At 72.2% G+C, this 25,889-nt stretch carries 31 protein-coding genes; 17 read left to right on the forward strand and 14 right to left on the reverse strand.

Going from position 1 to position 25,889, the window contains the following annotated elements:
• Positions 1-58 precede the first annotated feature (58 nt).
• Positions 59-856 (reverse strand): biotin--[acetyl-CoA-carboxylase] ligase, encoded by a 798-nt coding sequence (locus EIY87_RS08900; RefSeq protein WP_125307178.1) that lies wholly within the window; start codon positions 854-856, stop codon positions 59-61.
• 81 nt (positions 857-937) lie between these two features.
• Here EIY87_RS08900 and EIY87_RS08905 point away from each other — a divergent pair, with 81 nt between their 5' ends.
• Positions 938-1,960: a C40 family peptidase gene (locus EIY87_RS08905; protein ID WP_125307179.1), complete on the forward strand. Its 1,023-nt coding sequence runs from the start codon at positions 938-940 to the stop codon at positions 1,958-1,960.
• Here EIY87_RS08905 and EIY87_RS08910 read toward each other — a convergent pair.
• Genes EIY87_RS08910 through EIY87_RS08920 form a run of 3 tightly spaced genes read right to left on the reverse strand, consistent with a single transcriptional unit; the run spans position 1,933 to position 4,740 of the window.
• On the reverse strand, positions 1,933-2,949 hold the full coding sequence (locus EIY87_RS08910) for an aldo/keto reductase (protein ID WP_125307180.1): 1,017 nt from the start codon (positions 2,947-2,949) through the stop codon (positions 1,933-1,935). The two genes, EIY87_RS08905 and EIY87_RS08910, sit on opposite strands and share 28 nt — an antisense overlap.
• Before the next feature lie 34 nt (positions 2,950-2,983).
• Complete coding sequence (locus EIY87_RS08915) at positions 2,984-3,643, reverse strand: response regulator (RefSeq protein WP_125307181.1); 660 nt, start codon at positions 3,641-3,643, stop codon at positions 2,984-2,986.
• A complete protein-coding gene (locus tag EIY87_RS08920) occupies positions 3,640-4,740 on the reverse strand; it encodes a sensor histidine kinase (protein WP_125307182.1) in 1,101 nt (366 codons plus the stop codon). Before EIY87_RS08920 ends, EIY87_RS08915 begins: the two co-directional genes overlap by 4 nt.
• A 151-nt stretch (positions 4,741-4,891) precedes the next feature.
• On the opposite strand from EIY87_RS08920, the gene EIY87_RS08925 reads away from it, so the two are divergent.
• Positions 4,892-5,206, forward strand: coding sequence for a DUF6223 family protein (locus tag EIY87_RS08925; RefSeq protein ID WP_125307183.1), 315 nt, complete (start codon positions 4,892-4,894; stop codon positions 5,204-5,206).
• A gap of 10 nt (positions 5,207-5,216) precedes the next feature.
• A complete protein-coding gene (locus tag EIY87_RS08930; RefSeq protein ID WP_125307184.1) occupies positions 5,217-5,555 on the forward strand; it encodes a VOC family protein in 339 nt (112 codons plus the stop codon).
• Between the two features lie 9 nt (positions 5,556-5,564).
• Here the strand turns inward: EIY87_RS08930 and EIY87_RS08935 are convergent, their stop codons facing one another.
• Complete coding sequence (locus EIY87_RS08935) at positions 5,565-6,617, reverse strand: alkene reductase (protein WP_125307185.1); 1,053 nt, start codon at positions 6,615-6,617, stop codon at positions 5,565-5,567.
• A gap of 65 nt (positions 6,618-6,682) precedes the next feature.
• On the opposite strand from EIY87_RS08935, the gene EIY87_RS08940 reads away from it, so the two are divergent.
• The 3 genes from EIY87_RS08940 to EIY87_RS08950 all read left to right on the forward strand — a co-directional run bounded on the left by EIY87_RS08940 (position 6,683) and on the right by EIY87_RS08950 (position 9,078).
• A complete protein-coding gene (locus EIY87_RS08940; protein ID WP_125307186.1) occupies positions 6,683-7,543 on the forward strand; it encodes a sigma-70 family RNA polymerase sigma factor in 861 nt (286 codons plus the stop codon).
• Between the two features lie 88 nt (positions 7,544-7,631).
• On the forward strand, positions 7,632-8,450 hold the full coding sequence (locus EIY87_RS08945) for a class I SAM-dependent methyltransferase (protein ID WP_125307187.1): 819 nt from the start codon (positions 7,632-7,634) through the stop codon (positions 8,448-8,450).
• A gap of 25 nt (positions 8,451-8,475) precedes the next feature.
• Positions 8,476-9,078, forward strand: coding sequence for a TetR/AcrR family transcriptional regulator (locus EIY87_RS08950; RefSeq protein ID WP_225439782.1), 603 nt, complete (start codon positions 8,476-8,478; stop codon positions 9,076-9,078).
• A 299-nt stretch (positions 9,079-9,377) separates the two neighbouring features.
• Here the strand turns inward: EIY87_RS08950 and EIY87_RS08955 are convergent, their stop codons facing one another.
• Positions 9,378-9,761, reverse strand: coding sequence for a nuclear transport factor 2 family protein (locus EIY87_RS08955; RefSeq protein ID WP_125307189.1), 384 nt, complete (start codon positions 9,759-9,761; stop codon positions 9,378-9,380).
• A gap of 96 nt (positions 9,762-9,857) precedes the next feature.
• On the opposite strand from EIY87_RS08955, the gene EIY87_RS08960 reads away from it, so the two are divergent.
• A complete protein-coding gene (locus EIY87_RS08960; RefSeq protein WP_125307190.1) occupies positions 9,858-10,757 on the forward strand; it encodes a LysR family transcriptional regulator in 900 nt (299 codons plus the stop codon).
• Here the strand turns inward: EIY87_RS08960 and EIY87_RS08965 are convergent.
• Both EIY87_RS08965 and EIY87_RS08970 read right to left on the reverse strand, forming a co-directional pair.
• Complete coding sequence (locus EIY87_RS08965) at positions 10,714-11,574, reverse strand: transglutaminase-like domain-containing protein (RefSeq protein ID WP_125307191.1); 861 nt, start codon at positions 11,572-11,574, stop codon at positions 10,714-10,716. The genes EIY87_RS08960 and EIY87_RS08965 overlap by 44 nt on opposite strands.
• Positions 11,575-11,583: 9 nt before the next feature.
• On the reverse strand, positions 11,584-12,582 hold the full coding sequence (locus EIY87_RS08970; protein ID WP_125307192.1) for a GlxA family transcriptional regulator: 999 nt from the start codon (positions 12,580-12,582) through the stop codon (positions 11,584-11,586).
• Between the two features lie 71 nt (positions 12,583-12,653).
• Here EIY87_RS08970 and EIY87_RS08975 point away from each other — a divergent pair, with 71 nt between their 5' ends.
• Complete coding sequence (locus EIY87_RS08975) at positions 12,654-13,430, forward strand: NAD(P)H-dependent oxidoreductase (protein WP_191984021.1); 777 nt, start codon at positions 12,654-12,656, stop codon at positions 13,428-13,430.
• On the opposite strand, the gene EIY87_RS08980 is transcribed toward EIY87_RS08975, so the two are convergent.
• Together EIY87_RS08980 and EIY87_RS08985 are read right to left on the reverse strand one after the other, a co-directional pair.
• Positions 13,414-14,163, reverse strand: a complete 750-nt coding sequence (locus tag EIY87_RS08980; RefSeq protein WP_125307194.1) for an SDR family NAD(P)-dependent oxidoreductase — start codon at positions 14,161-14,163, stop codon at positions 13,414-13,416. The genes EIY87_RS08975 and EIY87_RS08980 overlap by 17 nt on opposite strands.
• Positions 14,160-15,017, reverse strand: a complete 858-nt coding sequence (locus tag EIY87_RS08985) for an NAD(P)-dependent oxidoreductase (protein WP_225439785.1) — start codon at positions 15,015-15,017, stop codon at positions 14,160-14,162. Before EIY87_RS08985 ends, EIY87_RS08980 begins: the two co-directional genes overlap by 4 nt.
• Positions 15,018-15,100: 83 nt before the next feature.
• On the opposite strand from EIY87_RS08985, the gene EIY87_RS08990 reads away from it, so the two are divergent.
• Positions 15,101-15,466: a winged helix-turn-helix transcriptional regulator gene (locus EIY87_RS08990; protein WP_191984022.1), complete on the forward strand. Its 366-nt coding sequence runs from the start codon at positions 15,101-15,103 to the stop codon at positions 15,464-15,466.
• Here EIY87_RS08990 and EIY87_RS08995 read toward each other — a convergent pair.
• Entirely contained in the window at positions 15,432-16,616 is a 1,185-nt protein-coding gene (locus tag EIY87_RS08995; RefSeq protein WP_125307195.1) for an FAD-dependent monooxygenase, read from the reverse strand. The genes EIY87_RS08990 and EIY87_RS08995 overlap by 35 nt on opposite strands.
• A 73-nt stretch (positions 16,617-16,689) precedes the next feature.
• On the opposite strand from EIY87_RS08995, the gene EIY87_RS09000 reads away from it, so the two are divergent.
• A complete protein-coding gene (locus EIY87_RS09000; protein WP_125307196.1) occupies positions 16,690-17,262 on the forward strand; it encodes a TetR/AcrR family transcriptional regulator in 573 nt (190 codons plus the stop codon).
• A 97-nt stretch (positions 17,263-17,359) separates the two neighbouring features.
• On the opposite strand, the gene EIY87_RS09005 is transcribed toward EIY87_RS09000, so the two are convergent.
• Positions 17,360-17,923, reverse strand: coding sequence for a flavodoxin family protein (locus EIY87_RS09005; RefSeq protein ID WP_125307197.1), 564 nt, complete (start codon positions 17,921-17,923; stop codon positions 17,360-17,362).
• A 78-nt stretch (positions 17,924-18,001) separates the two neighbouring features.
• Here EIY87_RS09005 and EIY87_RS09010 point away from each other — a divergent pair, with 78 nt between their 5' ends.
• The 5 genes from EIY87_RS09010 (at position 18,002) to EIY87_RS09030 (ending at position 21,784) form a co-directional block, all read left to right on the forward strand.
• The gene (locus EIY87_RS09010) at positions 18,002-18,418 is read left to right on the forward strand and encodes a MarR family winged helix-turn-helix transcriptional regulator (protein WP_125307198.1); all 417 of its coding nucleotides are present in this window, start codon (positions 18,002-18,004) and stop codon (positions 18,416-18,418) included.
• 31 nt (positions 18,419-18,449) lie between these two features.
• Entirely contained in the window at positions 18,450-19,241 is a 792-nt protein-coding gene (locus EIY87_RS09015) for an SRPBCC family protein (RefSeq protein WP_125307199.1), read from the forward strand.
• Positions 19,242-19,275: 34 nt separating this feature from the next.
• On the forward strand, positions 19,276-20,379 hold the full coding sequence (locus EIY87_RS09020; protein ID WP_125307200.1) for a sensor histidine kinase: 1,104 nt from the start codon (positions 19,276-19,278) through the stop codon (positions 20,377-20,379).
• Complete coding sequence (locus EIY87_RS09025) at positions 20,376-21,023, forward strand: response regulator (protein ID WP_125307201.1); 648 nt, start codon at positions 20,376-20,378, stop codon at positions 21,021-21,023. Before EIY87_RS09020 ends, EIY87_RS09025 begins: the two co-directional genes overlap by 4 nt.
• Before the next feature lie 86 nt (positions 21,024-21,109).
• Positions 21,110-21,784, forward strand: a complete 675-nt coding sequence (locus EIY87_RS09030; RefSeq protein ID WP_125307202.1) for a hypothetical protein — start codon at positions 21,110-21,112, stop codon at positions 21,782-21,784.
• Here the strand turns inward: EIY87_RS09030 and EIY87_RS09035 are convergent.
• Entirely contained in the window at positions 21,781-22,566 is a 786-nt protein-coding gene (locus tag EIY87_RS09035) for a GNAT family N-acetyltransferase (RefSeq protein ID WP_125307203.1), read from the reverse strand. The two genes, EIY87_RS09030 and EIY87_RS09035, sit on opposite strands and share 4 nt — an antisense overlap.
• A 55-nt stretch (positions 22,567-22,621) precedes the next feature.
• Here EIY87_RS09035 and EIY87_RS09040 point away from each other — a divergent pair, with 55 nt between their 5' ends.
• Together EIY87_RS09040 and EIY87_RS09045 are read left to right on the forward strand one after the other, a co-directional pair.
• Positions 22,622-24,259, forward strand: a complete 1,638-nt coding sequence (locus tag EIY87_RS09040; RefSeq protein WP_125307204.1) for an acyl-CoA carboxylase subunit beta — start codon at positions 22,622-22,624, stop codon at positions 24,257-24,259.
• Positions 24,256-24,474, forward strand: a complete 219-nt coding sequence (locus EIY87_RS09045; protein ID WP_125307205.1) for an acyl-CoA carboxylase subunit epsilon — start codon at positions 24,256-24,258, stop codon at positions 24,472-24,474. Before EIY87_RS09040 ends, EIY87_RS09045 begins: the two co-directional genes overlap by 4 nt.
• Here EIY87_RS09045 and EIY87_RS09050 read toward each other — a convergent pair.
• Positions 24,471-25,850 carry a M6 family metallopeptidase gene (locus EIY87_RS09050; protein ID WP_125307206.1) on the reverse strand — a complete coding sequence of 460 codons (1,380 nt, stop codon included), beginning with the start codon at positions 25,848-25,850 and terminating at the stop codon, positions 24,471-24,473. The genes EIY87_RS09045 and EIY87_RS09050 overlap by 4 nt on opposite strands.
• Positions 25,851-25,889: the final 39 nt, after the last annotated feature.

The raw sequence follows: 25,889 nt of genomic DNA on the forward strand, positions 1-25,889 counted from the left end.
GGTGTCGCTTCACCGTACCGGCGAGACGCTCGGCCGGTGAGTGCAACGCCCCGAGAAATCAGGCCGGGCGGACGTGCACCACGTCACCCGCGAACACGGTGTGCCGCTGCCCGCCCGCCATGTCGACCTGCAGCTGCCCGGCGGCGTCGATGTCGGCCGCGCGCCCGGTCAGCGACGTCCCGTCCGGCAGCTGGACCTCGACGTCCTGCCCGAGGGTCGTGCAGTGGGCGCGGTAGTCGCCGAGGAGCCCGGCTTCGGTGAGGTCGCCGCCGGCCAGCCGCCAGCGCTGTTCGAGGTCGGCGAGCTCGGTGAGCAGCGCGACGGCGACGTCGGTGCGGTCGGTGGTGGTGGCGCCCTGCTCGGCGAGCGAGGTCGCGGGCAGGCCGCCGGGCCCCGGCGTGACGTCGCCGAGCGGGAGGACGTTGAGGCCGATGCCGAGCACGATCGACGGCTCGGCGCCGGCGACGGCTTCGGCGAGGATCCCGGCGCACTTGGCGCCGCCGACGAGGACGTCGTTCGGCCACTTCAGCCCGGCGTCGACCCCGACGGAGGCGGCGGCCGCGCGGACGGCGAGCCCGGCGACGACGGAGAGCGAGCCGAGGGCGGCGAACGGCACGCCGGGCCGGAGGGCGACGCTCAGGTACAGCCCGGCGCCCTTCGGCGAACTCCACGGGCGAGCCCGGCGGCCGACGCCCGCGGTCTGCTCTTCGGCGAGCAGGACGGTCCGGTCGGTAGCGCCTTCTTCGAGGGCTTTCCGCAGGTCAGCGTTGGTGGAGCCGGTGCGCTCGACGACGTCGATCTTCGCGTACCGATCCTGCAGCGCGCCCCGCAACCGGACGACGTCGATCTCAGCCATGTGCCCACCATATGGGAGTCCCCCTAACGTGCAAGCTACTCAGTCGTTCACTTAGAGGTGCGCTCTTCTAAGTTGGACCCCGTGACGACGAAGCCGAGTTCCTGGGCCCGTGGGGCGGCCCTGCGCGGCCTGGTCGCCCTGCCGCTCGTCGCGGGGCTGGCGACGGCGGGCTGGCTGCTGGCCGACCGCTCGCCGGAACCCGCGCCCGCCCCGCTGCCCGTGGCCCGTGACGTGGCTTCGGGCCCGTCGGTCCTCGAGGTCAGCGCGCCCGTGAAGGCGCAGGAGCCCGGCCAGGGCGCGTCCGGCCAGGGCGGTAAGAGCCCGCTGCAGCAGTGGGCCGAGCAACTGGCCGGCCCCCTCGACATCCCCGCGAACGCCCTGATCGGCTACGCCAACGGCGAGCTGGCGCTGCGGAAGGAAGACCCGTCCTGCCACCTCTCGTGGGTCACCCTCGCGGGGGTGGGCTCGGCGGCGTCCGACCACGGCCGCGGCGGCGGCAACCCGCTCGGGTTGTCCGCGGCGCAAGCGAAGAAGTACGGCGACGACGCGGCGACCGCGGCCGGGCGGGCGCTCTGCGCGGGCGGCACGGACCTCGGTGCCGGCACCGGCTGGTGGAAGGCGATCGCGGCCTACCACCCGGGCAGTGACTCCGAGCTGTTCCGCCAGCGGGTCCTCGGCATGGCCCAGCTGTACGCGACGCTGTCGCTGGACCCGGCGTCGGCGAGTTCCCCGCGGGTCAAGGCGACCCGCTTCGCGCTCGGCCAGCTGGGCCTCCCCTACGTCTGGGGCGGCAACGGCCCGGACGCGGGCGCGGCGGGCTTCGACTGCTCCGGCCTGACGAAGGCGTCCTACGACAGCGCGGGCGTGGCCCTGCCGCGGACGGCCGACAGCCAGTTCCGCGCGCTCCCGCCGGTGCCGGCCTCGGAAGAGCCCCGCCTCGGCGACCTCGTGTTCTACGGCAGCCCGGCGACGCGCATCCACCACGTGGGCCTGTACCTGGGCAACGGCCTGATGATCAACGCGCCGACCGAGGGCCAGGCCATCCAGATCCACACGTACCACTCGAAGGGCGACGACTACGCGGGCGCCGGCCGCCCCGCCTGAGGTCCGCCGACCTCGGCGGTGTGCACGGGGAGGTAGCGCTCGCCCGTCACCTGGTCGCCCAGCGGGTCCAGCGCGGCCAGCGCCTCGGCGTCCAGGGTGAGCTCCAGCGCGGCCGCGTTCTGCGCCAGCCGGGCCGGGCTGCGGGTGCCCGGAATGGCCGCCACCGCGACGCCGAGCCGTTCGGCCTGGGCGTACACCCAGGCCAGCGCCACCTGGGCCGGGGTGGCACCCAGCCGCTCGGCCACCTCGCGCACGGTCCGCGCGATCTTCTCGTTGGCCTCGCCCGCCTCGCCCGCGAAGCGCGGGTTGGTGCGCCGGAAGTCCTTCTCGCCCAGTGCGGCGCGGTCCAGGGTGCCGGTCAGGAACCCCCGCCCCAGCGGCGCGTACGGCACCAACCCGACCCCCAGCTCGGCCAGCACCGGCGTGACCGCCTCGACGTCGCGGGTCCACAGCGAGTACTCGCTCTGCACCGCGGCGATCGGGTGCACCGCGTGCGCCCGGCGCAGCAGCTCGCCGTCGACCTCGGAGAGGCCGAGGTGGCGGACCTTGCCCGCCTGGACCAGCTCGGCCATCGCCCCGACGGTCTCCTCGATCTCGACGTCCTGGGGCGGGCGGTGGGCGTAGTACAGGTCGATCACGTCGACGCCCAGCCGCAGCAGCGAGGCGTCGCAGGCGCGCAGCACGTAGTCCCGGGCCCCGCGGATGCGGCGGGCCCGGTCGCCGGCGCTGCGGTCGATGCCGAACTTGGTGGCCAGCTGCACCCGGTCACGGCGGCCGTGGACGGCCCGGCCCACCAGCACCTCGTTGTGCCCGGTGCCGTAGGCGTCGGCGGTGTCCAGGAAGGTGACGCCCAGCTCCAGGGCCCGGTCGATGGTGGCGAGGCCGCCGTCCCAGTCGGCGGCGCCGTAGCTTTCGCTCATGCCCATGCACCCCAGTCCCATCGCGCTGACGGTGAGACCGGGCGAGCCGAGCGTGGTTCGGGTGATCATGCCTCCGACGCTAGGGCTTGGAGCGCGCTCCAGGTCAAGAGCTCCGTCGCTGCCGCACCAGCCCGGACTCGTAGGCGAACACCACCAGCTGCGCCCGGTCGCGGGCGCGCAGCTTCGCCATGGCCCGGTTGACGTGCGTCTTCGCGGTCAGCGGGCTGATCACCATCCGCGCGGCGATCTCGTCGTTGGACAGGCCCCGCGCGACCAGGGCCACGGCCTCGCGCTCGCGGTTGGTCAGCTCCGCGAGGCCCTTCCCGGGTGCGGGCGGCTGGGTGACGTACCGGTCGATCAGCTTGCGGGTGATCGACGGCGCGAGCAGGGCGTCACCCCGGGCGGCGACGCGGACGGCGTGCAGGAAGTCCTCCGGCCGGATGTCCTTGACGAGGAACCCGGCCGCGCCGGCGCGCAGGGCTTCGAAGACGTACTCGTCCAGGCCGTAGTTGGTCAGGATGACGACGTGCACCGCGGCCAGCGCGGGGTCGGCCGCGATGCGCCGGGTCGCTTCGAGGCCGTCGACGTCCGGCATCCGGACGTCGAGGAGCACGATGTCCGGCAGGTGTTCCCTCGCCAGCGCCACGGCTTCGCGGCCGTCGGCGGCCTCGGCGACCACCTCGACGCCGTCCTCGGCGTCCAGGAGCGCGCGGAAGCCGCTGCGGATGAGGGGCTGGTCGTCGGCCAGCAGGACGCGGATCACGCCGGGTGGTCCACGGGCAGTTCGGCCTCGACGCGGAAGCCGCCTTCAGTGCGCGGAGCGGCTTCGAGCCGTCCGCCGAGCGCGGTGACGCGTTCGCGCATCCCGAGCAGGCCGACGCCCGGTTCCGGTGCGGCACCCGCGGTGGCGCGGCCGTCGTCGTCGACGCGGACGACGAGCGCGCCGGGCCGGTGGTCGATCCGGACCGACGCGGTGGCCGCGGCGGCGTGCCGGGCGACGTTGGTCAGCGCCTCCTGGACGATCCGGTAGGCGGTCCGGCCCACCGCGGCCGGCACCCCGGCGCCGCCACCTTCGATGGTGAGCCGCGCGTCGAGACCCGCGGTCCGTGCCTGGCGCACGAGTTCCGGGACGTCGTCGAGGCCGCGCGGCGGGTTCTTGTCGTCGTCGCGCAACGCTTCGAGGGTCGCGCGAAGTTCCCGCGCGGCTTCACGACCGGCGTCCCGGATCGCCAGCAGCGGCTCCGGCACGTCCTCGCCGCGCTTGTGCGCCAGGTGGACGGCGACTTCGGCCTGCACCTTGATGACCGAGATCTGGTGGGTGAGCGAGTCGTGCAGCTCCCGCGCGATGTGCAAGCGTTCTTCGTCGGCCCGCCGCCGCGCGGTCTCCTCGCGGGTGCGTTCGGCTTCGTCGGCGCGGCGCTCGGCCTGGCGCAGCGCCTCCCCGGCCGCGCCCGCCGCGATCAGCCACGCCAGCTGGAGGACGTCGCGCGACTGCGTGAAGGCCTGGCCCGCGTCGTGCAGGCCCGAAGCCAGGAGCGTCAGCGGCACCGCGCCCAGCATGGCCACCGACGCCACCACCGCGGCGACGCGGTGCCCCGCGCGAACCGCCGCGTAGACGGCGAAGAGGTAGGCCACGACCGGCACTTCGAACCCGGCAGCTTGGTAGACGAGTGCGCACACCGCGGTCGCCACCAACACGGCGACCGGCGCCCGGCGGCGCGGGAACAGGGCCAGCCCGCCCGCGACCAATGCGGCGTAACCCAGCGGGGACGGCGGGTGGTCCGCGGACAGCCCGGCGCTCAGCAACGCCACCGCCACGCCGGCGGCGATCACCCCGTCCACGATCCGCGCGCGGCTCATCCCCGCACCCTAGCCGCGCGGAACTGCCGCCCAGGGAGCATTTTCCGGCTACCGCGAACGCGGTAGCCCGATGTCGACGTCCGCACGACGACCGGCGGCGCCTTCGCGGACATGCTCGAGGACGTCCGATCCGGAACCGAAGGAGCAGCTCATGAACATCGCCGCCAGCGCTTACGACCTGACGCCGGGACGGCTGTGGTCCCTGGTGGGCGCCGCACTGGGCATCGCCGGGGTGGTCTTGGGCGCGCTGGCCCTCCGCCGCGGCAAGGGCGCGGTCGCCGCGCTGGTCACGGGAGTCGCGGGCGTGGGCATCGGCGGGTGGGTCGTGGCCGCCGCGAAGGGCGGTCCGGGCACCGGCTACGGGATCGTCGGCGGCTACGCGGCGCTGGTGATCGGCCTGGTCGCGGCGGCACTCGGCGCGCTGGCGGCGGCTCGGTCGCGCGGTTTTGTCGGTGGTCGCCGCTAGCGTCGGCGGCATGTACGAAGTCGACTTCGCCGAGTTCCCGTCCGCCTCCGCCACGGCGTCCGGGCAGTTCTTCGAGCGCGCCTTCGGCTGGCGCGTGACACCGTACGGCCCGGACTACACCGACGTCCGGGCCGCCGGCCTCACGTTCGGGTTCCAGTCCGACGCGGCGGAGCGGCCCAGCGCGCCCCTGATCACGATCCGCACCGACGACCTCCCCGCCGCCCGCGAGGCGGTGGTGGCCGCGGGCGGCGAGGTGACCAAGGAACCGTTCTCCTTCCCCGGCGGGCGGCGGTTCCACTTCCGGGAGCCGGGCGGGAGCGAGCTGGCGGTGTGGTGCCCGGCGGAGTAGTTCGCCGTTCTACTGGGACACCGCCGCCATCGCGGCCTGCGGCTGATCGAGGTACCCCTCCGCGCCACCGCCGTAGTACGTCGCCGGGTCGCCGGGCGCGAGCGGGAGGTCGAGCGCGAACCGCGTCACCAGGTCCGGGTTCGCGACGAAGTGCCGGGCGAAGGAAACCGCGTCGGCGATCCCGGCGTCGAGCACGGCGTTGCCGGTGTCGCGGCCGAAACCGTTGTTGACGATGACGAAACCGCCGAACAGCCGCCGGTACCGCGCGAAGGCGGCGAAGTCCGGTCCGGTGTCGGGCCCGCGCAGGTGCAGGTAGTCCACGTCGAGCGCGGCGACGAGCGCGTCGTACTCGGTGCGGAGCTCCTCGTCCACGGTGAACAGCCCGCCGGTCCACCACGGCGACAGCCGGACGCCGACGCGGCCGTGTTCGCGGGCCGCCTCGACGACCTCCGTGAGCAGGCGCCGCCGGTTGGCCGCGGACCCACCGTAGGCGTCGGTGCGGTGGTTGAGCCGCGGGTGCAGGAACTGGGCGAGCAGGTACACGCCGTTGGCCGCGATCTCGACGCCGTCGAAGCCGGCGCGGCGCGCGTTCCTCGCCGCCGCGCCGTAGTCCGCGACGGTGGCGCGGATCTCGGCGACGCTCATCGCCCGCGGAGTCGGCGTCGAACTACGTCCGGAGGCGAGGTGCACTGGCTCTTCGGGGTTCACCGCCGACGGCCCGGCCGGGTGCGCGCCGAGGATGTCCGGGTGCGAAACGGCCCCGGTGTGCCACAGCTGCACCACGATCCGGCCGCCCAGCGAGTGCACGACGTCGGTCACCCGCCGCCAGCCCGCAACCTGCTCGTCGGTGTAGAGGCCCGGGACGTTCTCGAAGCCGATGGCCCGTTCGCTCACCCAGGTCGCCTCGGCGACGACGAGCCCGGCGCCGGCGCGCTGCGCGTAGTAGGCGGTCTGCAGGTCGCCGGGCACGCCGTCGGGGACGCGGGCCCGGGTGGTCGGCGCCAGCACGACGCGGTTCGGCAGGCGCCAGCCGCCCAGGTCGGCGGGGGTCAGCAAGCTCATTCGGTCACCTCTGGTTGTCGTCGGTCGTCGAAGGAGCGACGGTGGGCGGCGGCGAAAGGTGACCGATGGACGAGCTGGCGGAGTTGTTCGAGGCCGAGCGCGGCAGGCTGCGCGGGCTGGCCTACCGGATGCTCGGCTCGGCGGCCGAAGCGGACGACGCCGTCCAGGAAGCCTGGCTGCGGCTCACCCGGGCCGGGTCCGTCGACAACCTGGCGGCGTGGCTGACCACGGTCGTTTCCCGCGTCTGCCTCGACGTGCTGCGCTCCCGGAAGGCCCGGCGCGAAGAGCCGTTCGAGGTGGTGCCGGAGCCGGTCGCGCACACCGATCCGGCCGGTGAAGTCGAGCTGGCCGACTCGGTGGGCCGCGCGCTGCTCGTCGTGCTGGACGCGCTGGGGCCCGCCGAGCGGATCGCGTTCGTGCTGCACGACCTGTTCGCGGTGCCGTTCGACCGGATCGCGCCGGTGCTCGACCGCACGCCGGTGGCGGCGAAGAAGCTGGCGAGCCGGGCGCGGCACCGGGTGCGGGGCACGTCCCCGCTGCCGCCCGCCGACCTGGCTCGGCACCGCCGGGTGGTGGACGCGTTCCTGACCGCGGCCCGCGGCGGCGACCTCGCCACGCTGCTCGAAGTGCTGGCCCCGGACGTCGTCCGCCGCGCCGACGCGGCCGCGCTGCCGGCGGGAGCGGCGCTCGAAGTGCGGGGAGCCCGTGCGGTGGCGGAGGAAACGCAGGTGTTCGGGAAGCGGGCCCGGTTCGCCGAAGCGGCGCTGATCGACGGCTCGATCGGGGTCGTCGTCGCTCCGCGCGGACGGCTTTCGCTCGTGCTCACCGTGGTGGTCGAGGGCGATCGGGTGGCGGCGTACGAGGTGATCGCGGATCCCGCGCGCCTTGCCTCCCTGCACATCGCGGTCGACCACTCGAACAGGTGATCGAATGCGACTCCCTTGACAGCAGGCTCCTGAGCGGGCCACGATGAACACATGTTCATGAACGAGTGTTCATGGAATGGAGGCTGAGATGACCGGGATCGTCAACACCGCGCAGGCCGAAGCGTGGAACGGGTACGAGGGGGAGCATTGGGCGACGAACGCCGACCGCTATGACGCGGTGAACAGCGGTTTCAACCACTACTTGCTCGACCAGGTCGGCTTGACGGACCGGGTCCTCGACATCGGCTGCGGCAACGGCCAGCTGACCCGGCTGGCGGCGACCCGCGCCCGGTCCGTGACCGGCGTGGACCTGTCCGGCCCGATGCTCGCGACGGCACGGGCCCGGGCGGCGGAGTCCCCGAACGTGACCTTCGAGCAGGGCGACGCGCAGGTCCACCCGTTCCCCGACGGCGGCTTCGACCTGGCCGTGAGCCGCTTCGGCGTGATGTTCTTCGCCGACCCGGTGGCCGCGTTCGCCAACATCCACCGGGCGCTGAGCGCAGGCGGCCGCCTGGCGTTCCTGTGCATGACGGCTTTGTCCGGCACGGACCTCGGCCGGCTGTTCGGCGCGATGGCGCCGTACCTCCCCCAGCCGACCGGCCCGGACGGCAGCGGCCCGACGTCCTTCGCGGACCCGGACCGGACGAAGGCGGTGCTGACCGAAGCGGGCTTCGAAGACGTGACGTGCACCCACGTCGAGGCGGACCAGGTCTGGGGCCACGACGTCCCGGACGCGGCGAAGTTCATCGCCGGCTGGGGCCCGGTCCGCCACCACCTGGGCCTCGTCGACCCCAAGACGGCGGCCGAGGCGACCGGCGCCCTCACCGCGGCGCTGGAGGAGTTCGCGAAACCGGACGCGGTCCGCCTGCGCGGCACGGCGTGGCTGGTCACGGGAAGGAGGTCGTGACGCGGGTCCCCGTACGATGGCGGTGATGTCACCGAGGAAAGCCGCGGCCCAGAAGGACGGGCAGTCCCTGCACGACCTCTTGGTCGAAGCCGCCGAGAAGCTGATCGCCACCCGCGGCACAGCGGGCCTGACGGTGCGCGAAATAGCGCGCACGGCAGGCGTCGCCGACGGCGTGCTGTACAACCACTTCTCCGACAAGGAGGAGCTGGTGGCCTGGGCACTGGACCGCCACGTCCGCGGCGCGGAGACGTTGCTGGGCAAGCTCCCGGTGGCGGGCGAAGGAACCCTGGCGGCCAACCTCGAGCGTCACCTGGAGTACGGCCTCGGCCTCCACCGCGTGATCGTCCCGGCCTTCAGCGGCCTCTACGGCAACCCGGAGATCCTCCAGCGCTTCGCGGACCTCGGCGAGCGCCCGGCCGACTGGCGCGACCGCCTGCTGGCGTATCTGAAGGAGGAGCAAGCCCTGGGCAGGCTCCACCCGGAGTCCGATGTGGACGCGGCAGCAGCCCTGCTGGTGGGCTACTGCCACGAGACGGTCCTGGGCACGATCTTCCCCCACGCAAGCCGAACGAACCCCCCGGAGCCGGAAGCGGTGGTCCGCACGGTGCTCAACGGCATCGCCCCGTAACGGCACCCGCCACCCTCTCACCGCACCCACCCCGCGATCCCGCCCATCGTCGGCGGAGCACGCCCCCGACCAACGCACTCATCCGCCCGCCGGCGCGGCGGCCGTGCCGACCCAAGGCGCCGCCGGGTCTCCGATCGCCCACCCACGGCTCCGCGGCCCACCCGCGCGGCACTACCGACCGACCGGCACCGGCGCGCCCCCTCACAACCGAGCCCACCACCACTCGCGCAAGCCCGACCGCCACGAACTCCACGCACGCTCCGCCCGTCACCGCAACCGCCCACCCCCGGCAAGCCCGCCTAAACCATCGGATTCCCGCTCACCGTCACCTCCGGCACCTCCTGCACCACATCCCAATGCTCCACGATCCGCCCCTCCCGCACCCGCATCACATCCGCGATCGCGCTCCCCCGCGAATCGGGCGTCAACCGCATCAAGCTGTGCGTGCAAACCAGATCCCCCTCCGCGACCACCCGCCGCACCTCCAACCTCAGCTCCGGAAACCTCTCCACGAACCGCGCCAGATACCGGGCCGATTCCGCCGCGTCCCCCGGCGCGTGCGGGTTGTGCTGGACATACCCCTCGCCCACATACGTCTCGAACGCCGCCACCGGGCGTTTCTCACCGAAGGCCATCTGGAGGAACCCGAGGACCACTTCCTTGTTCCGCTGCGAATCCGTCATCACTGTCCGTCCTTTGTGGAGTTATCGACACCAACCCCACCATTCGCGAAACAGAAAGGGAAAGACCTGTGGACTCTGCCGCGATACTCTCCCGGTATGGACGATGTCGAGGTCCGTGAGCTGCGGTATTTCCGCGCGGTCGCCGAGGAGCTGAACTTCTCCCGCGCGGCCGAGCGGCTCGGGATGGCGCAGCCGCCCCTGTCGCGGGCGATCCGGTTGCTGGAGCGGCGGCTCGGCGTGCAGCTCTTCGAACGCACCAGCCGGCACGTCTCGCTGACGCCGGCCGGGAACGTCCTGTTCGTCGAGTCCGCGAAGGCGCTGGACGCCGTCGCCGCGGCGGTGCGGCGGACGCGGCGGGCTGTTCAGCAGCTGCCGGCGCTCGTCGTCACCGCGAAGCCCGGGGTCGCGACCGATCTGCTGCGGCGGATCGCCGACGCGCACCCGGATCCGGTGGAAATCCGGGTCAGCGGGTTCGGCGAGCAGGCCGGCCTGCTGCGCGATGGCCAGGCCGACGTCGCCGTGCTGGGCTGCCCGGGCGACCACGACGGGCTGGACGTCGAAGTGCTCGTCAGCGAGCCGCGGGTCGCCGCGCTGCCTGCGGGGCACGAGCTGGCCCGGCGCTCGGTACTGACCTGCGCCGACTTCGCCGGGCGGGCGACGCCGCTCTGGCCGGGTTCGTCCGCCGCGGAGCGGGCGTACTGGTCGGGGCAGGACGTCACCGGCGGGCCGGTGACGCCGGGGCCGGTGGTGCGCGACAGCGCTCAGCTGCTGGAGACCGTCGCGCTCGGGCAGGCGATCGCGCTGCTGCCCGCGTCGGTGGCCGACCTGCGCTCGCGCAACGACGTCGTCTACCGGCCGGTGGTGGACGCGACACCGTACGCGCTCGCGCTCGCCTGGGCGGCCACCGCGCGGGACGTGCGGATCGCGCGGTTCGTGCGGACCGCCGTCGAGATCAGCGAAGCACGACCTCGGCCGGGAGCTGTGCCGGCGGGGTGAGCGAGCGGATCACCGGCGGCACCCGGACGTCGTCGGCCTCGAAGGCGACGCGCAGCTGATCGACGTCTGCGTCGGCCATCAGCTCGGCCAGCTCGTCGGTGCGGGCGATGGCCGCCGGGTCGGGGGCGGCGGTGTCGAGGGTGCCCCAGAGGTCCCACTGGAGCATCTCGTGCTTGTTGAGCGAGGCGAGGTCGAGCACGAGGCTGTGCCGCGCGTACGGGAGGCCGCGCAGGAACGGGGCGTCCAGGTCCGGGGAGACGACCAGCCTGGCCGGGTCGAGGTCGCCCGCGCGGGCCGCCGTCCACGCGTCGGCGCCGGTGAGGAACTGGTCGCGGGGGACGTCGAGGAGGTCGAACGCGACGTTGCCGCCGAAGCCCGGTTCGACCAGGTGCCAGCCGGTGCCGTCGTGGACTTCGGCGACGACGTGGTCGAGGTACCAGCCGGGCATCAGGTAGCCGGCGAAGCCGACGCGGGCGCGGGCCGGGATGCCGTGGTGGCGGGCCATCGAGACGAACAGGAGGGTGTAATCACGGCAGCAGCCGACGATCCGGTGCAGCGGCGGGCGCGGTCCGCCGGGTGGGGCCGGGTCGAGTTCGCGCAGGCGCGCGAACATGTCCGACGCGTAGCGCAAGGTGATCTCACCCCGGCGCGAAGTCGGGAAGCCGTGCTGCGTGATGTCGCCGTGGGCCCAGTAGTGGAACACGAGCTGGAACGCCGCCGCGCGCAGGGCGTCGAGGTCGCGGGGTGTCGTGTCGAGCCAGGACGCCTGGGGGCCCGGGTCGGTGAAACGGCTTTGGCTGACGTAGAAGTCGTCCATGAGCCGACGCTACCCGGCTTGGGCGGCCAGTTCGCCGCGGAACGTCGAGCGGTACGCGCTCGGCGACACCCCGAGGGCCGCCTGGAAGTGCTGGCGCAGGGACGCCGCCGTGCCGAAGCCTGCCTCAGTGGCGACGCGGTCGACCGCGAGGTCGGTTTCCTCGAGGAGCTGGCGGGCGCGCTCGACGCGTTGCTGGGTCAGCCACTGCAGGGCCGAGATACCGACTTCCTCGCGGAAGCGGCGGGTGAACGTGCGGGTGCTCATCGCCTCGCGGGCGGCGAGCTCGCGCAGGGTCAGCGGCCGGTGCAGGTTCTCCAGCGCCCACGCGCGGGCTTCCTTCGTCGACGACGTGCTCGGCTCGGGAACCAGGCGGCGGACGAACTGGGCCTGGCCGCCCTCGCGGTGCGGGGAGACGACCGTGCCGCGGGCGACCTCGTTGGCCACGGCCGCGCCGTGGTCGCGCCGGATCATGTGCAGCACCAGGTCGATGCCGGCGGCGACACCCGCCGAAGTGAGGACGTCGCCGTCGTCGGTGTAGAGCACGCAGGGGTCGACGTCGACCTCGGGGAAGCGGTCCTGCAGTTCCTCGGCGGAGCGCCAGTGGGTGGTGGCCGGGCGGCCGTCGAGGAGGCCGGCCGCGGCGAGCACGAACGCGCCGGTGCAGATCGACGCGATCCGCGCGTGCCGCGGGATGCGGGCGAGCGCGGCCTTGAGCGGCGGGGTCAGCACGCGGGCCATCGGCTCGTACTCGGCCCGGGACGCGGGGACGATCACCGTGTCCGCCTCGGCGAGCGCCTCGGGACCGCGGTCGACCGGGATGGTGAAGTCCGAGTCGGTGCGCACCGGGCCGGGCTCGAGCGTGCAGGTCACGACCTCGTACAGCGGCTCGCCGGAGGCCGACCGCGCCTGCCCGAACAGCCGGTGGACGATGCCCAGCTCGATCACGAGCATGCCGTGGCGGACCAGGACGGCGACGTGGTGGCGGTTCGGGTGCGCGAATTCGGCCATGGCCCGATTCTTGCACAGGTTGGCCATCGGGCCACTCGAATCGGCTCGCCGAGGACGTGACCATCGAGGTCATGAACGTCTTGTGGGTATTCGCGCATCCCGAACCGCGCTCGCTGAGCGGGGCCCTCCGCGACGACGGGGTCCGGACGCTCCGGGAGCTCGGGCACGACGTCCGGGAGTCGGACCTGTACGCGATGAAGTGGAACCCGGTGGTCGACGCCGCCGACTTCGGGGCCGAGGCCGGGGACGAGCGGCTGGTCGTCGGGGCGACGTCGGCCCGGGCGCACGCGCGGGGCGAACTCAGCGCGGACATCGTCGCCGAGCAGGAAAAGCTGGACTGGGCGGACGCCGTCGTCGTGCAGTTCCCGCTGTGGTGGTACGGCCTGCCGGCGATCCTGAAGGGCTGGTTCGACCGCGTTTTCGTGAAGGGGTTCGGGTACGGCGTCCGCGGCGAGGACGGCCGGACGCTGCGCTACGGCGAAGGCCGGCTCGCGGGCAAGCGCGCGGTGGTGGTGCTCACCGCGGGTGCCCGCGAGCCGGCCATGGGGCCGCGTGGCGTGAACGGCGCGCTGGCCGACGTCCTGTTCCCGCTGCACCACGGGACGCTGTTCTACGCCGGGATGTCCGTGCTGCCACCGGTTCCGGTCTTCGGCGCCGACCGGGTGTCCGACGCCGAGTTCGCCGAAGCCCGCGAACTACTGCGAACCCGCCTCAGCGCCCTCGAAACGACCGAGCCGATCCCCTTCCGCACGCAGAACGGCGGCGACTACGACGACGACCTCGTCCTCCGCCCCGATCGCGCGCCAAGCGAGACCGGGCTCGCCGCGCACCTCACGCGGGCAGGGTGAGGCGCTGGCCGAGACCGCCGTCCACCGGGAGGTCGGCGCCGGTGGTGAACGTCGCCTCGAACGCCAGGAACAACACCGCCGCCGCCACCTCCTCGGACGTCGCATGGCGCTTCAACGGGGTGATCTCGTCGCCCGCCGCCTTGAACTCCGCCAGAACCTCGGCCGGGACGCCGGTGACGCCCATCGTCGGGGTGTCCGTGTAGCCCGGGCTGACCACGTTGACCCGAATCCCGCGGGGCGCCAGCTCGGCCGCGTACGTGCGCGCGAACGACCGCACCGCCGCCTTCGCCGCCGAGTACGGGCCCATCCCGGCGATCCCGGCCTCGGCCGCGACCGACGTCGTGAAGACGAACGAACCACCAGGACGCACCAGCGGCGCCAGCTTCTGCGCCGTGAAGTACGCGCCCTTGGTGTTGACGTCGAAGGTGCGGTCGTAGACCTCGGGCGTCGCGGCGTCCCACGGCGTCAGCGTCGCGAAGCCGACGTTGACGAACACCAGGTCCAGCTCGCCGAGCGTCGAAGCGGCGACCGCGCCCAGCTCGTCGACGTCGGCCAGGCGGGCCGCGTCGGACGACAGCAGGTGGGCCTTGCCCGGCAGCTTCCCTTCGAGCGGCGAGACGTCGCGGCCGGTCAGCAGCACCTCGGCGCCGCCGTCGAGCAGGGCGCGCACCACCGCCAGGCCCATGCCGTGCGTGCCGCCGGTGACGACGGCCTTCTTCCCCAGGTACTTCACCGGATCTCCTCGATGACGCTCGCGATCGCGTGCGCGCCGTGGCCCGCCGCCACCGCGCGGTCGAACAACGCCCGCAGGGTCGCGGGCACCTCCGTGCCGATGCCCTGTGCGCGGCTCGTCTCGACGAGCATCGCGAGGCCGGCCGCGTTGATGTCCAAAGCGGACACGTCGGTTTCGTAGTCGCCGCTGGCCACCTGCGCGCCGATCCCGGCCAGGAAGCCGCCGACCGAGGACAGCCAGTCCAGGGCCATCGGCGTGAACTCCGCCGGGGTGACGCCTTCGCTGCCGACCAGGGCGAGCGCGTGCAGGTAGCCGCCCATCGCCGACCACATCATCCCGAGCAGCGCCAGGTCGTACAGCGCCGCCATGCCGGCGTCCTCGCCGAGGAACACCGGCTCGCCGAGCACTTCCAGGACGTCCCGCCGCGCCGCGAACGCCGTTTCCGAACCGCTGTAGAGGATCCGCGCGCCCGGCGTCCCGATGCCCTGCGGCACCGCCATGATGACGCCGTCCACGTAGTCGACGCCTTCCGAGGCCGCCCACTTCGCGGCGCCGCGGGCCTGCTCCGGCGTCCCGGACGTGAGGTTCACCAGCGTCCGGCCCCGCAGCGAAGCCGCGTCCAGCACCGGTTGCTGGCTTTCGTACGTGGACAGGCAGCTGATGACCACGTCCGCCGCGGCCGCCTCCGAAGGCGTGGCCGCGAGCCGGGCGCCGCGGTCGAGCAGTGGGCCGGCCTTGAGCGGCGACCGGTTCCACACCGAGACGTCGTGTCCCGCCCCCAAGAGCGCGCCGGCGAGGGCGGCGCCCATCCGCCCCAGGCCGAGCACGCCCACCTGTTTCTTGCTTTCTCCCATGGGTTCCATGCTGCGGGTAGCGCTTTACACTGGACAAGTACCGACTAATAAGTCAGGTACCCACCAAAAAGTAAGGATCGCGCATGCAGCCTCGGACGTACCGCTGCGGACTGGACGCGGCCGTCGACGTGATCGGCGGGCGCTGGAAGGCCCTGATCCTGTGGGCGCTGCACGCCGAGCCGCTGCGGTTCGGCGAGCTGAAGCGGAAGGTCGCCGGGATCAGCGAGAAGATGCTCATCCAGGCGCTGCGGGAGCTGGAGGCGGACGAGGTCGTGCACCGCGAGGTGTTCCACGAGGTCCCGCCGAAGGTCGAGTATTCGCTGACCGGGCTGGGTCAGCGGCTGAACACCGCGTTGCTGCCGCTGGGCGACTGGGGCGAAGAGAACATGGCAGGCATCGCGAAGCGCCGCGGCGTCACACCGGCGCCCCCGCATACGGCTTCAGCGTGATCGCGTTGCCCGCCTTGAGCGGCAGCTCCTCGATCAGCTTGCGCCACGGCAGGTACGGCAGCAGCTTGTAGTTGAGGTTGCGGAACTTCAGCCACGCGCGCGTCGGCGGGACGAACCACTTCCCGTTGCCCTCGGCCAGTTTCTGGCACGCGTCGACGAAGGGCCGCATTTCGCGTTCGTACGCGGCGAACGCCGTTTCGTGCGACGCCGAAGCCAGCTCGCCCGCCAGCACGTACGCGCCGACGACCGCCAGGCTCGTGCCCATCCCCGAAAGCGGCGCGGCGCAGTAGGCGGCGTCACCGACCAGCGCGACGCGGCCGCGCGCGTACGAGCCGAGCTTGATCTGGCTCGCCGAGTCGAAGTAGAAGTCCGGCGCCGCGCGCATGGCGTCGAGAAGCGCGGTTGTCTCCCAGCCGACGCCGGCGAACCGCTCCTCGACGATCCGGCGCTGCTGCTCGACGTCGCGGTGGTCGTGGTCGAGCCGGTCGGCGCCGAACCAGAACATCACCTTGGCTTCGTTGTTGTCCCGCGCGCTGTAGACGCCGACCGTGCGGTTGGGTTCGTTGTAGAAGCGGCCGGTGTGGTCGAGCCCGAGGTGGTTGGGCACGGTGCAGATCGAGACGTAGTAGCCGAGGTCGTGGCGGAACTCGCGCTCGTCGCCGAAGACCAGCGAGCGCACGTTCGAGTGCAGCCCGTCGGCGCCGATGACCAGGTCGAACTCGCGGGGTTCGCCGTGCGCGAAGGTCACCGCGACGCCGTCGCCGTGCTCGGTGATGCCGGTGATCGAGTCGCCGAAGACGTACTCGGTGTCGTCCTTCGTGGCGTCGTACAGGATGCGCGAGAGGTCGCCGCGCAGGATCTCCAGCTCGCCGCTCTGGTACGTCGACGGCGTGACGACCAGCGGCCGGTCGTCACCGTCCACATAGGTCACGTCGCCCATCCGCGTCGCGGCCGCTTCGACCGCGCCGCGCAGGCCCATGCGGTCGAGGACCCGCAGCGAAGCACCGCGGAAGTCGACCGCGTAGCCGCCGTCACGCAGTTCGGGTGCGCGTTCGACGACCGTCGGCGTGAAGCCGTACCGGTGGAGCCAGAAGGCGAGGGCGGGGCCGGCGACGCTCGCGCCGGAGATGAGGACTCGTCGGTTCGTCATGCCGAGAACGGTAACCCCGATTTGGGCGATCGCGCAAGACGTTCGCCTAAGGCGTTCGTGCTAGGCTGCGGGCATGGGAAACCGGGAAGCGCTCCTGACCGGCGCGAAGCAGTGCCTGAACGAGAAGGGCTACGCCCGCACGACCGTCCGGGACCTGGCCTCGGCGGCGAACGTGAGCATGGCCGCGATCGGGTACCACTTCGGCTCACGCGAAGCGCTGCTCAACGCGGCCCTGATCGAGGCGAACGAAGAATGGGGCGAGACCCTGGCCGCGACGCTGCGGGTGGAGACGCCCGCGGGCACGTCGCCTGCCGAGCGGTTCGAGCTGATCTGGCAGCGCGTCATCGAGTCGTTCCCCGAGCACCGCCGGATGTGGGCGATGACGTTCGAGGCGTACGCGCAGCCGGACCTCGACGACGACGTCCGCGCGCAGCTGGCGAACGCCCTCGAGCAGGCCCGCGACGGCCTGGCGAACCTCTTCCAGGGGCTCGACGACGGCAGCGCCGAGGCCCGGGCCGCCGGCACGGTGCACCAGGCCCTGCTCTCGGGCGTGATGCTCCAGTGGCTGATCGACCCGGGCCACGCGCCGTCGGGCGCCGACCTCGTCGAGGGCCTGCGCCTGATCGCGAAGGCCGTCCTGGACTGACCCGAGCGCCCCAATGTGGCCTTGGTTGCGTCTCACGCACCGAAGGCCGCCTTGGGTGCGTCAGACGCACCGAAGGCCAAATTGGGGCGCTTGAGACTCAGGCGGTGACCAGGTCCGCGCCGGCGAAGAACGACGGCGCGGCCGCCATCGCGTCCTCGTCCAGCAGCACGTCGCCGGGGCGGCTGCCGTTGCCGAGCAGCACCCCGCCCCAGTTCATGCCCAGGTACTCCGCGCAGAGCTCCAGCGTGCCGATCAGCGGCTGGGCCTCCCGCGCGGTTTCACTCAGCACGCTGACGCCCCACAGCGACTTCCCGCGCATCCGCGGCTTGAACTCCACCGGCAGGCGCATCCACCCGGACCAGTAGTCGAGGTAGAGCTTCACGCTCGCCGCGACCGAGTACCAGTACACCGGCGACACGATCACGATGTCGGTCGCGGCGAAGGTGGCGTCCATCAGCAGCTGCTCGTTCTCGCCCGGCTCGGGGTGCGAACCGGCGCCGTGGCGGCGGTCCTCGAACGGCGGCAGCGGCACCTCCGGCAGCCGGATCCAGCACTGCTCGACGTCCGCGGGCAGCGCCTTCGCCGCCCGCCGGGCCAGCATCTCCGTGTTTCCGCCGGCCCGCGCGGCACCCACCAGGAACAGGAAGCTGCGGTCACTCATGTCCGAACCCCTCCAGTTATTTGCATGTACATATAAAGACTGCCCATGGACTATCCTGGCGTCAAGAGGAGGCCGGAAATGACTGTCGACGAACAGGCGTGGGGACGCGTCCTCGTGCTGCACGCCCGGATCGAGCAGGACCTCGCCAAGGCCCTGCAGCGGCGCCACGGGCTCGGCCTGTCCGAGTACCGCGCGCTCGGCAAGCTGGTCGCCGGACCGCGCGGCGGCCTGCGGATGCAGGAGCTCGCCGACGCGATCGGGCTCAACCAGAGCTCGGTCAGCCGGATGTGCGCCCGCCTCGAGGACGCCGGCCTGACCATCCGCGACCTGTGCGAAGACGACCGCCGCGGCGTCTACTCGGTGATCACCGACACCGGCCGCAAGCGCTACGCCGAAACCGAGCCGACGTACTGCGCGGTGCTGCGGACGGCGCTCGACAAGGCCGCGAGCGACCCGGAGCTGGCCGCCGCGGTCGCCGCCGTCCGCGGCGCTTGACCCTTATATGCCTCGGTGGTTATATACAGGCATGCCCGCGAAACTGCTGACCGACGAGGACCGCCCCGCCCTCCGGCTGGAACGCCGGCTGAAGCACGCGCCCGAGCACGTCTGGCGGGCCATCACCGATCCGGCCGAACTCGAGCACTGGTTCCCGGCGAAGGTCGACGTCGAACTGCGGGACGGCGGCGCGATCCGGTTCACCTTCCCCGGCGAGGACACGTCGACGACCGGCCGGGTCGTCACCGCCGACCCGCCGCGCGAGTTCACGTTCGTCTGGAACGACGACACCCTGCGCTGGCTCATCACCCCGGACGGCGACGGCTGCCTCCTGGAGTTCACGCACACCTTCGGCCGCGGCGAGCCGGCGATCGCGAAGCTGGCCGCGGGCCGCACCGCCGCCGGCTGGGACGTCTGCCTGGACGCCCTCGACGCGCGGCTGTCCGGCCGCGACGCCGAACAGCCGTCGGACTGGCACGCCCGCATGGCGTCCTATGTGGACGAATTCGGCCTCGGCGAGGGCGAGGTCCTCGCCGGCGGGACCATCCGCTTCCGCCGCGACCTGGTCTGGAAGCCGGTCGACGAGGTCCGGGCGCTGCTGCCCGACGAACCCGGCTGGCACGTCGTCCAGGATCCCCTCGACGGCACCCGCGTCGAGTTCACCGAGGCGGCCGAGCCCGACGTCGCCACCCAGCTGGCCCGGCGGCACGAGCAGCTCGACCAGCTGTTCGCCGCCACGCACGGCGTCACGCTGCCGGAGTGGCCGCCCGAGCGCGTCGAGGCCGTCAGGAAGCACTACGCGGAGCGTCCGACCCAGGGTTGACGCGCGGCGGGCGGGTCCGCATTACGTTCGGTTCATGCGCATCCGCGTGGTTCTCGACGTGCTGGCGGTCCTCGTGCTGGCGATCGGCGCCGGCGGCAACCTCGCTGCCGGCGCATGGACGCTGCCGCCGTGGCTGCCGCCCTGGCTCGGCTGGGCGATCCTGCTGGCGAGCGTCACCCCGATCCTGCTGCGGCGCTGGTGGCCGCGGCCCGCCTACGTCCTGTCCCTGGTGCTGACCGCGGCGGCGATCCCGATCGGCGGGCCGGTGCTGGCGGTCGCCGTGGTGGCCGCCGGGTGCGCGCTGTACACGTTCGTCGTCGACCGCGGCAGCCGCGCCTCGCGGATCGGGTTCGCGGCCGGACTGCTCGGCATCGGCCTGCTCGGCGTCGCGGTGCCGAACCCGAGCACCGCGACGACGGTGAACTTCGGCGCGTCGGCGCTGATCGTCGGGTTCGCGCTCGGCATCGCCGTCCACGGCCGCCGCGAATACGCCGCGATCGAGCGGGAAAACCACGCGCGGGAAGCGGTTTCCGCGGAACGGCTGCGGATCGCGCGGGAGATGCACGACGTCGTCGCGCACAGCATGAGCCTGATCGCGGTGAAGGCCGCGGTCGGCAACCACGTCGCCCTCGAACAACCCGACCAGGCGCGGGAAGCGTTGCGGGTCATCGAAGACACGAGCCGCGAGACGCTGGCGGAGCTGCGGCGCGTCCTGGGCGTGCTGCGCGACGGCACCGGCGTCCCGGCGCTGGCGCCCGCGCCGACGCTCGCCGACCTGCGCGCGCTCGCCGACCGCGCGCAGCTGACCGGCCTGTCGGTCGACCTCGCCGTCGAGGGCCTCGACGAACTGCCGGGCGGCGCCGGCCAGTCGGTGTACCGGATCGTGCAGGAGGCGCTGACCAACGTGGTCAAGCACGCAGCCGCGACGACGTGCCGGATCCGCGTCACGGGCGGCGACGGCGAAGTGGGCATCGAAGTCCGCGACGACGGCCGCGGCGGCGTCGCGACCCCGGGCCACGGCCTGATCGGCATGCGCGAGCGCGTGGCCGTCTACGGCGGCGAGTTCTCCGCGGGCCCGGCCGACCACGGCTTCCGCGTGTTCGCACGGCTGCCGTACGAAACGGCGGTGACCCGATGACCCGCGTCCTGATCGCCGACGACCAGGCGCTCCTGCGCGGCAGCTTCCGGGTGCTGGTCGACAGCGCGCCGGGCCTGGAGGTCGTCGGCGAGGCGTCCGACGGCGTCGAGGCGGTCGCCCTGACCCGGCGCGAACAGCCGGACGTCGTGCTCATGGACGTCCGGATGCCGTCGATGGACGGGATCGAGGCGACACGGAGGATCTGCGCGGAGAGCGACGTCCGGGTCCTGATGCTGACGACGTTCGACCTCGACGAGTACGTCTACGCGGCCTTGCGCGCGGGCGCGAGCGGCTTCCTGCTCAAGGACACCCGCCCGGCGGACCTCCTGGCGGCGATCGAGGTGGTGGCGTCCGGCGACGCGCTGCTGGCCCCTTCGGTGACGCGCCGCCTGGTCGCGGAGTTCGCCCGGCTCCCGACGGGCCCGGTGACGCGCTTGGCCGGCGTGACGGCGCGGGAGCAGGAGGTGCTGACGCTGATCGCGCGAGGGCTGTCGAACGACGAAATCGCGGGCCGCCTGCACCTGGGGATCGCGACGGTGAAGACCCACATCGGCCGGCTGCTGCACAAACTGGCGGCGCGCGACCGGGCGCAACTGGTGATCGCGGCTTACGAATCGGGATTGATCCGGCCGTCGGCGCAGTAACGTTTCAGGTGTCAGCAGCGCGAATGACGTAACCGCCGCCGCGCCGCGGCCGACTCACCGGCACACGAGATTTCCGAGGTGCCGTCATGAACAATCCACCGAACAGCGAAACCCTGCGGACCTACATCGCCAAGACCTACTACGCCCTGCGCTGGGGAATGGCGGGAATCGCGTTCCTGCTCCCCTTCTTCCTGCTCTTCGTCGGCCCGCTGACCGACGCCGGCCCGCAACCGGACTCGATCAGCGGCTACTACCACACCCCGCTGCGGGACGTGTTCGTCGGCGCACTGGTCACCACCGGGACCTTCATGGTCCTGTACAAGATCTTCACCCCGCTCGAGAACTGGCTGCTCAACATCGCAGGCGTCAGCGCCATCCTGGTCGCCATGCTGCCGTGCGCGGTCCCCGAAGGCCGCCCGCCCGCCGAGTTCACCTTCCCGGCCGGCCACGCGGTCTTCGCGATCATCACCTTCGTCTGCATCGGCCTGACCGCGATTCTCTGCGCGAAAAAGACCGTCTTCTTGCTCCCGGAGGACAAACAGAAGATCTTCCGCGTCACGTACCGGACGATCGGCTGGCTGATGATCCTGCTCCCCGCCGTGGTCGGCCTTTTCGACTGGGCGGGCTGGGTCAACCTCTTCTGGGTGGAAGCCGCCGGGCTCTGGGTGTTCAGCGCCTACTGGATCACGAAAACGATCGAATTCGGCATCACGGGCGCCGAAAAGCAGGCGATCACGGGAACGCCCGAACCCGCCGTCTAACCCACGGCCCGCGTGAACGGGGCGAACCGCTTCCCCGCGTCGCCGGGGAGCGGCCGCCCGCCGAGGACCAGCCGCGGGGCCAGTGCGCCCGGGGCCAGCCCGCGCTCGCGCACCCACGCCGTCAGCGCCGGGAACCGGAAGTCCGGGTCCACCCGGACCTCCCCCGGCGCCGCCCGCGCCACCCCGCGGATCAGGGCCTTCGCCTGCTCTTCCGTCTCCGCCACCACCGGGCCGATCACCGTCACGTGCCCGATGTCCGTGCCGAACGCGAAGCCGCCGTCGACCACGAACGGGGTCCCCAGCCGTTCCAGCAGCGCCATCCGGTCCACACCGTGGGCCGCGCGGTCCAGCTGGACGACGTCGGACAAGCTCCCCGGCGACGCACCCGGTCCGCCGTCGTCGGCAAATCGACCGACGTGGCCTTGGCAGCCGCCGTCGGCGACGAAACCCATCGACTCGTACAGCGGGCGGCCGAGCTTCGACGCGTGGAGCCACACCACCGCCTCCCCCGCCGCCGCGACCGCGTGGGCCGTGATGGCGCGGCCCAGCCCCCGCCGCGCGTAGCGGGGTGCGACCAGCACCATCGAGATCGACGCCACCGGACCGAACGCCACCAGCACCGCGGTGGCGGCCAGGCCGGCGCCGTCCGGAGCCGGCACGCCGAACACGCGCCCGACCTGGTGCAGCAGGGCCCACTTCGGCGGCTCGCGCGGCCACGAGCGGGATTCGGCCAGGTCGGAGCACGCGGGCAGGTCCGCCGCGGCGAGGGTCCGGATGTCCATGGACGTTGCCTACGCCACACGCGAAGTGACCGGCAAGTAGCTAAGCTCCCGTGGCATGAGCAGTGCGACGGAGCCGCTCGGGACGCCGCCCGAGGATGAACCGGACATCCACACCACGGCCGGCAAGCTGGCCGACCTGTACCGCCGGTACGACGAGGCGGTGCACGCGGGCTCGGCCCGCGCGGTGGAGAAACAGCACGCCAAGGGCAAGAAAACCGCGCGGGAACGGATCGAGCTGCTGCTCGACGAGAACTCGTTCGTGGAGCTCGACGAGCTGGCCCGGCACCGCTCGACCAACTTCGGCCAGGAGAAGAACCGCCCGTACGGCGACGGCGTCGTCACCGGGTACGGCACCGTCGACGGCCGCCCGGTCTGCGTGTTCAGCCAGGACGTGACCGTCTTCGGCGGCAGCCTCGGCGAGGTCTACGGCGAGAAGATCGTCAAGGTCATGGACCTGGCGATCAAGACCGGCCGCCCGATCATCGGCATCAACGAGGGCGGCGGCGCGCGCATCCAGGAAGGCGTCGTCTCGCTCGGCCTCTACGGCGAGATCTTCAACCGCAACGTCAAGGCGTCCGGCGTCATCCCGCAGATCTCGCTGATCATGGGCGCCAACGCGGGCGGGCACGTCTACTCCCCCGCGCTGACCGACTTCATCGTGATGGTCGACGAGACCTCGCAGATGTTCATCACCGGCCCGGACGTCGTCAAGACGGTCACCGGCGAGGACGTCACCTTCGAGGAGCTCGGCGGCGGCCGCACCCACAACACGAAGTCCGGCGTCGCGCACTACCTCGGCTCCGACGACGAGGACGCCATCGCCTACGTCAAGGAACTGCTCTCCTACCTGCCGCAGAACAACCTGTCCGACGCGCCGGTGTTCGAGCCGTCGGACAGCCCGGCCGGGTTCTTCGACGACGTCACCGACGCCGACCGCGAGCTGGACACGATCATCCCGGACTCGCCGAACACGCCGTACGACATGCACGAGGTGATCACCCGCGTCGTCGACGACGGGGACTTCCTCGAGGTCCACGAGCTGTTCGCGCCGAACATCATCGTCGGCTTCGGCCGCGTCGACGGCCAGAGCGTCGGCGTCGTCGCCAACCAGCCGACGCAGTTCGCCGGCTGCCTCGACATCGACGCGTCCGAGAAGGCCGCGCGGTTCGTGCGCACCTGCGACGCGTTCAACATCCCGGTGCTCACCTTCGTCGACGTCCCGGGCTTCCTCCCGGGCACCGACCAGGAGTGGAACGGCATCATCCGCCGCGGCGCGAAGCTGATCTACGCCTACGCGGAAGCCACGGTCCCGCTGGTCACGATCATCACGCGCAAGGCGTACGGCGGCGCGTACGACGTCATGGGCTCCAAGCACCTCGGCGCCGACATCAACCTCGCCTGGCCGACCGCGCAGGTCGCCGTCATGGGCGCCCAGGGCGCGGCGAACATCGTGCACCGCAAGACGCTGGCGAACGCGGCCAACGAGGGTCGCGACGTCGACGCCCTGCGCGCCGAGCTGATCCAGGAGTACGAGGACACGCTGCTCAACCCGTACGCGGCGGCCGAACGCGGCTACGTCGACTCGGTGATCGTGCCGGCGCACACCCGCGGGCACGTCGCGCGGGCGCTGTCGCTGCTGCGGAACAAGCGCGAGTCGCTGCCGCCCAAGAAGCACGGGAACATCCCGCTGTGAGCGAGGAGAAGCGTCCCCTGCTGCGGGTGGTCCGCGGGAACCCGAGCGACGCCGAGCTGGCGGCGCTGACGGCGGTCGTCGCCGCGGCGTCGGCCGCAAAGGCGCCGGAGAAGCCGAAGCCGCGTACGTCGTGGTGGGGCGATCACGCGGCTTCGCTGCGTAGACCGCTCCACCCCGGCGAAGGTGCTTGGCGCGCTTCGGGCTTCCCCAGCTAGCTCACGCTGACGGCGGCGTCGTCGACGACGAAGGACGTCTGCAGCTGTGAGCCTTCTACGCCGCTGAAGCTGAGCGTCACGGACTGACCGGCGTACGCGGACAACGAGAAGCTTCGCTGCTGGTACCCGCTCGCCGCGTTGAGGTTGCTGTACGTCGCCAACGTCGTGCTGCCCGCCTTCACGGTCAGCTTGTCGTACGCGGTCGTGCCCGTCTCCGCCGTGTCGATGTGCAGCCAGAACGAGAACGTGTACGCCGAACACCCGCTCGGCAGCGTCACGGTCTGGCTCACGGTGTCCGTGTGCGCCGAGCCGTAGCCGTCGAGCCAGGCGCTCCACGTCCCGGCGTGGGCCGGTTCGTCGGTGCCGTGCTGGCCGATCACGCCCGACGACGCCGTCCACGCGGTCGCGCCCGACTCGAAGCCCGGGTTGGCGAGCAGCTGCCCGGCGGTGCAGTTGCCAGGCGGCGTGGTCGTGCCGCTGCCGGCCAGCCACGCGGTGGCGTTGAGGCCGAGCGCCGCGTTGTCGGCCGTCGAGTCGGTCCAGCCGTTGTAGAGCGTGTTGCCGGACTGGCCGGTGCCGTCGTCGGCCGGCGAGCTGTCGCCCCAGATCGCGACGCGGCCGGAGCCGAAGGTGCTCGTCACGAAGAAGGCGTTGGAGTTCCCCGGCGACGACGTGCTCAGGTACGCGAGGCCTTTCACGGACGCGTTGTCGGCCGGCTTGAGGGTGAACGTCGTGCCGTTGGCGATCAGGCTGTGCTTGACCTTGCCGAAAGCGCCGTTCAGCACGGGGTTCGTGGCGTCGCTGATGGCCACCGGGTGGTCGCTGGAGATGTTCTTCAGGTCGACCGAAAAGCCGAACGGGTCGGTGTTGTCGACGCCGTTGTTGGTCATCAGGTCGTTGATGATCTCCGGGGAGTCCCAGCCGTCGTTGTTGCGGTCGCTGCCGGTGTGGTCGGAGATGAGGAAGAGCCCGCCGCCGTTCTGGACGAACCGCATGACGGCCGACTTTTCGGACGCGCTCAGCACGACGTTCGGTTCGGGCAGCACGAATTCGTCGAAGTTCTGGAGGTCGAGCGCGCCGCCGGTGCCGTAGCTGATGGTGTTGCCGGGCGGCAGCGTCTTGACGCTGTACTGTCCGGTCTTCTGCAGCGCGACGCCCCACGCCGAGAGCGCGCCGGTCCAGTCGGTTTCCTTCTGCGGCGCGGAGTTCTGCGCCGTCGGATCGGGCTGGGAGGTACCGACGATCCAGTCGGCGTTGCCGGCGGTCTCGGCTTTGGTGTTGTCGAACAGAACGCGGTGCACGACGGCGGCGTGCGCCGGAGCGGCGAGCAACCCGGCGAAAAGGGCAACGACGGCGAACGGGATGAGGCGCTTCATGGTGCTCCTCGACGGCGGGGAACCTGGCGCTCCCACTGT

Source organism: Amycolatopsis eburnea (assembly GCF_003937945.1).
Taxonomy (GTDB): domain Bacteria; phylum Actinomycetota; class Actinomycetes; order Mycobacteriales; family Pseudonocardiaceae; genus Amycolatopsis; species Amycolatopsis eburnea.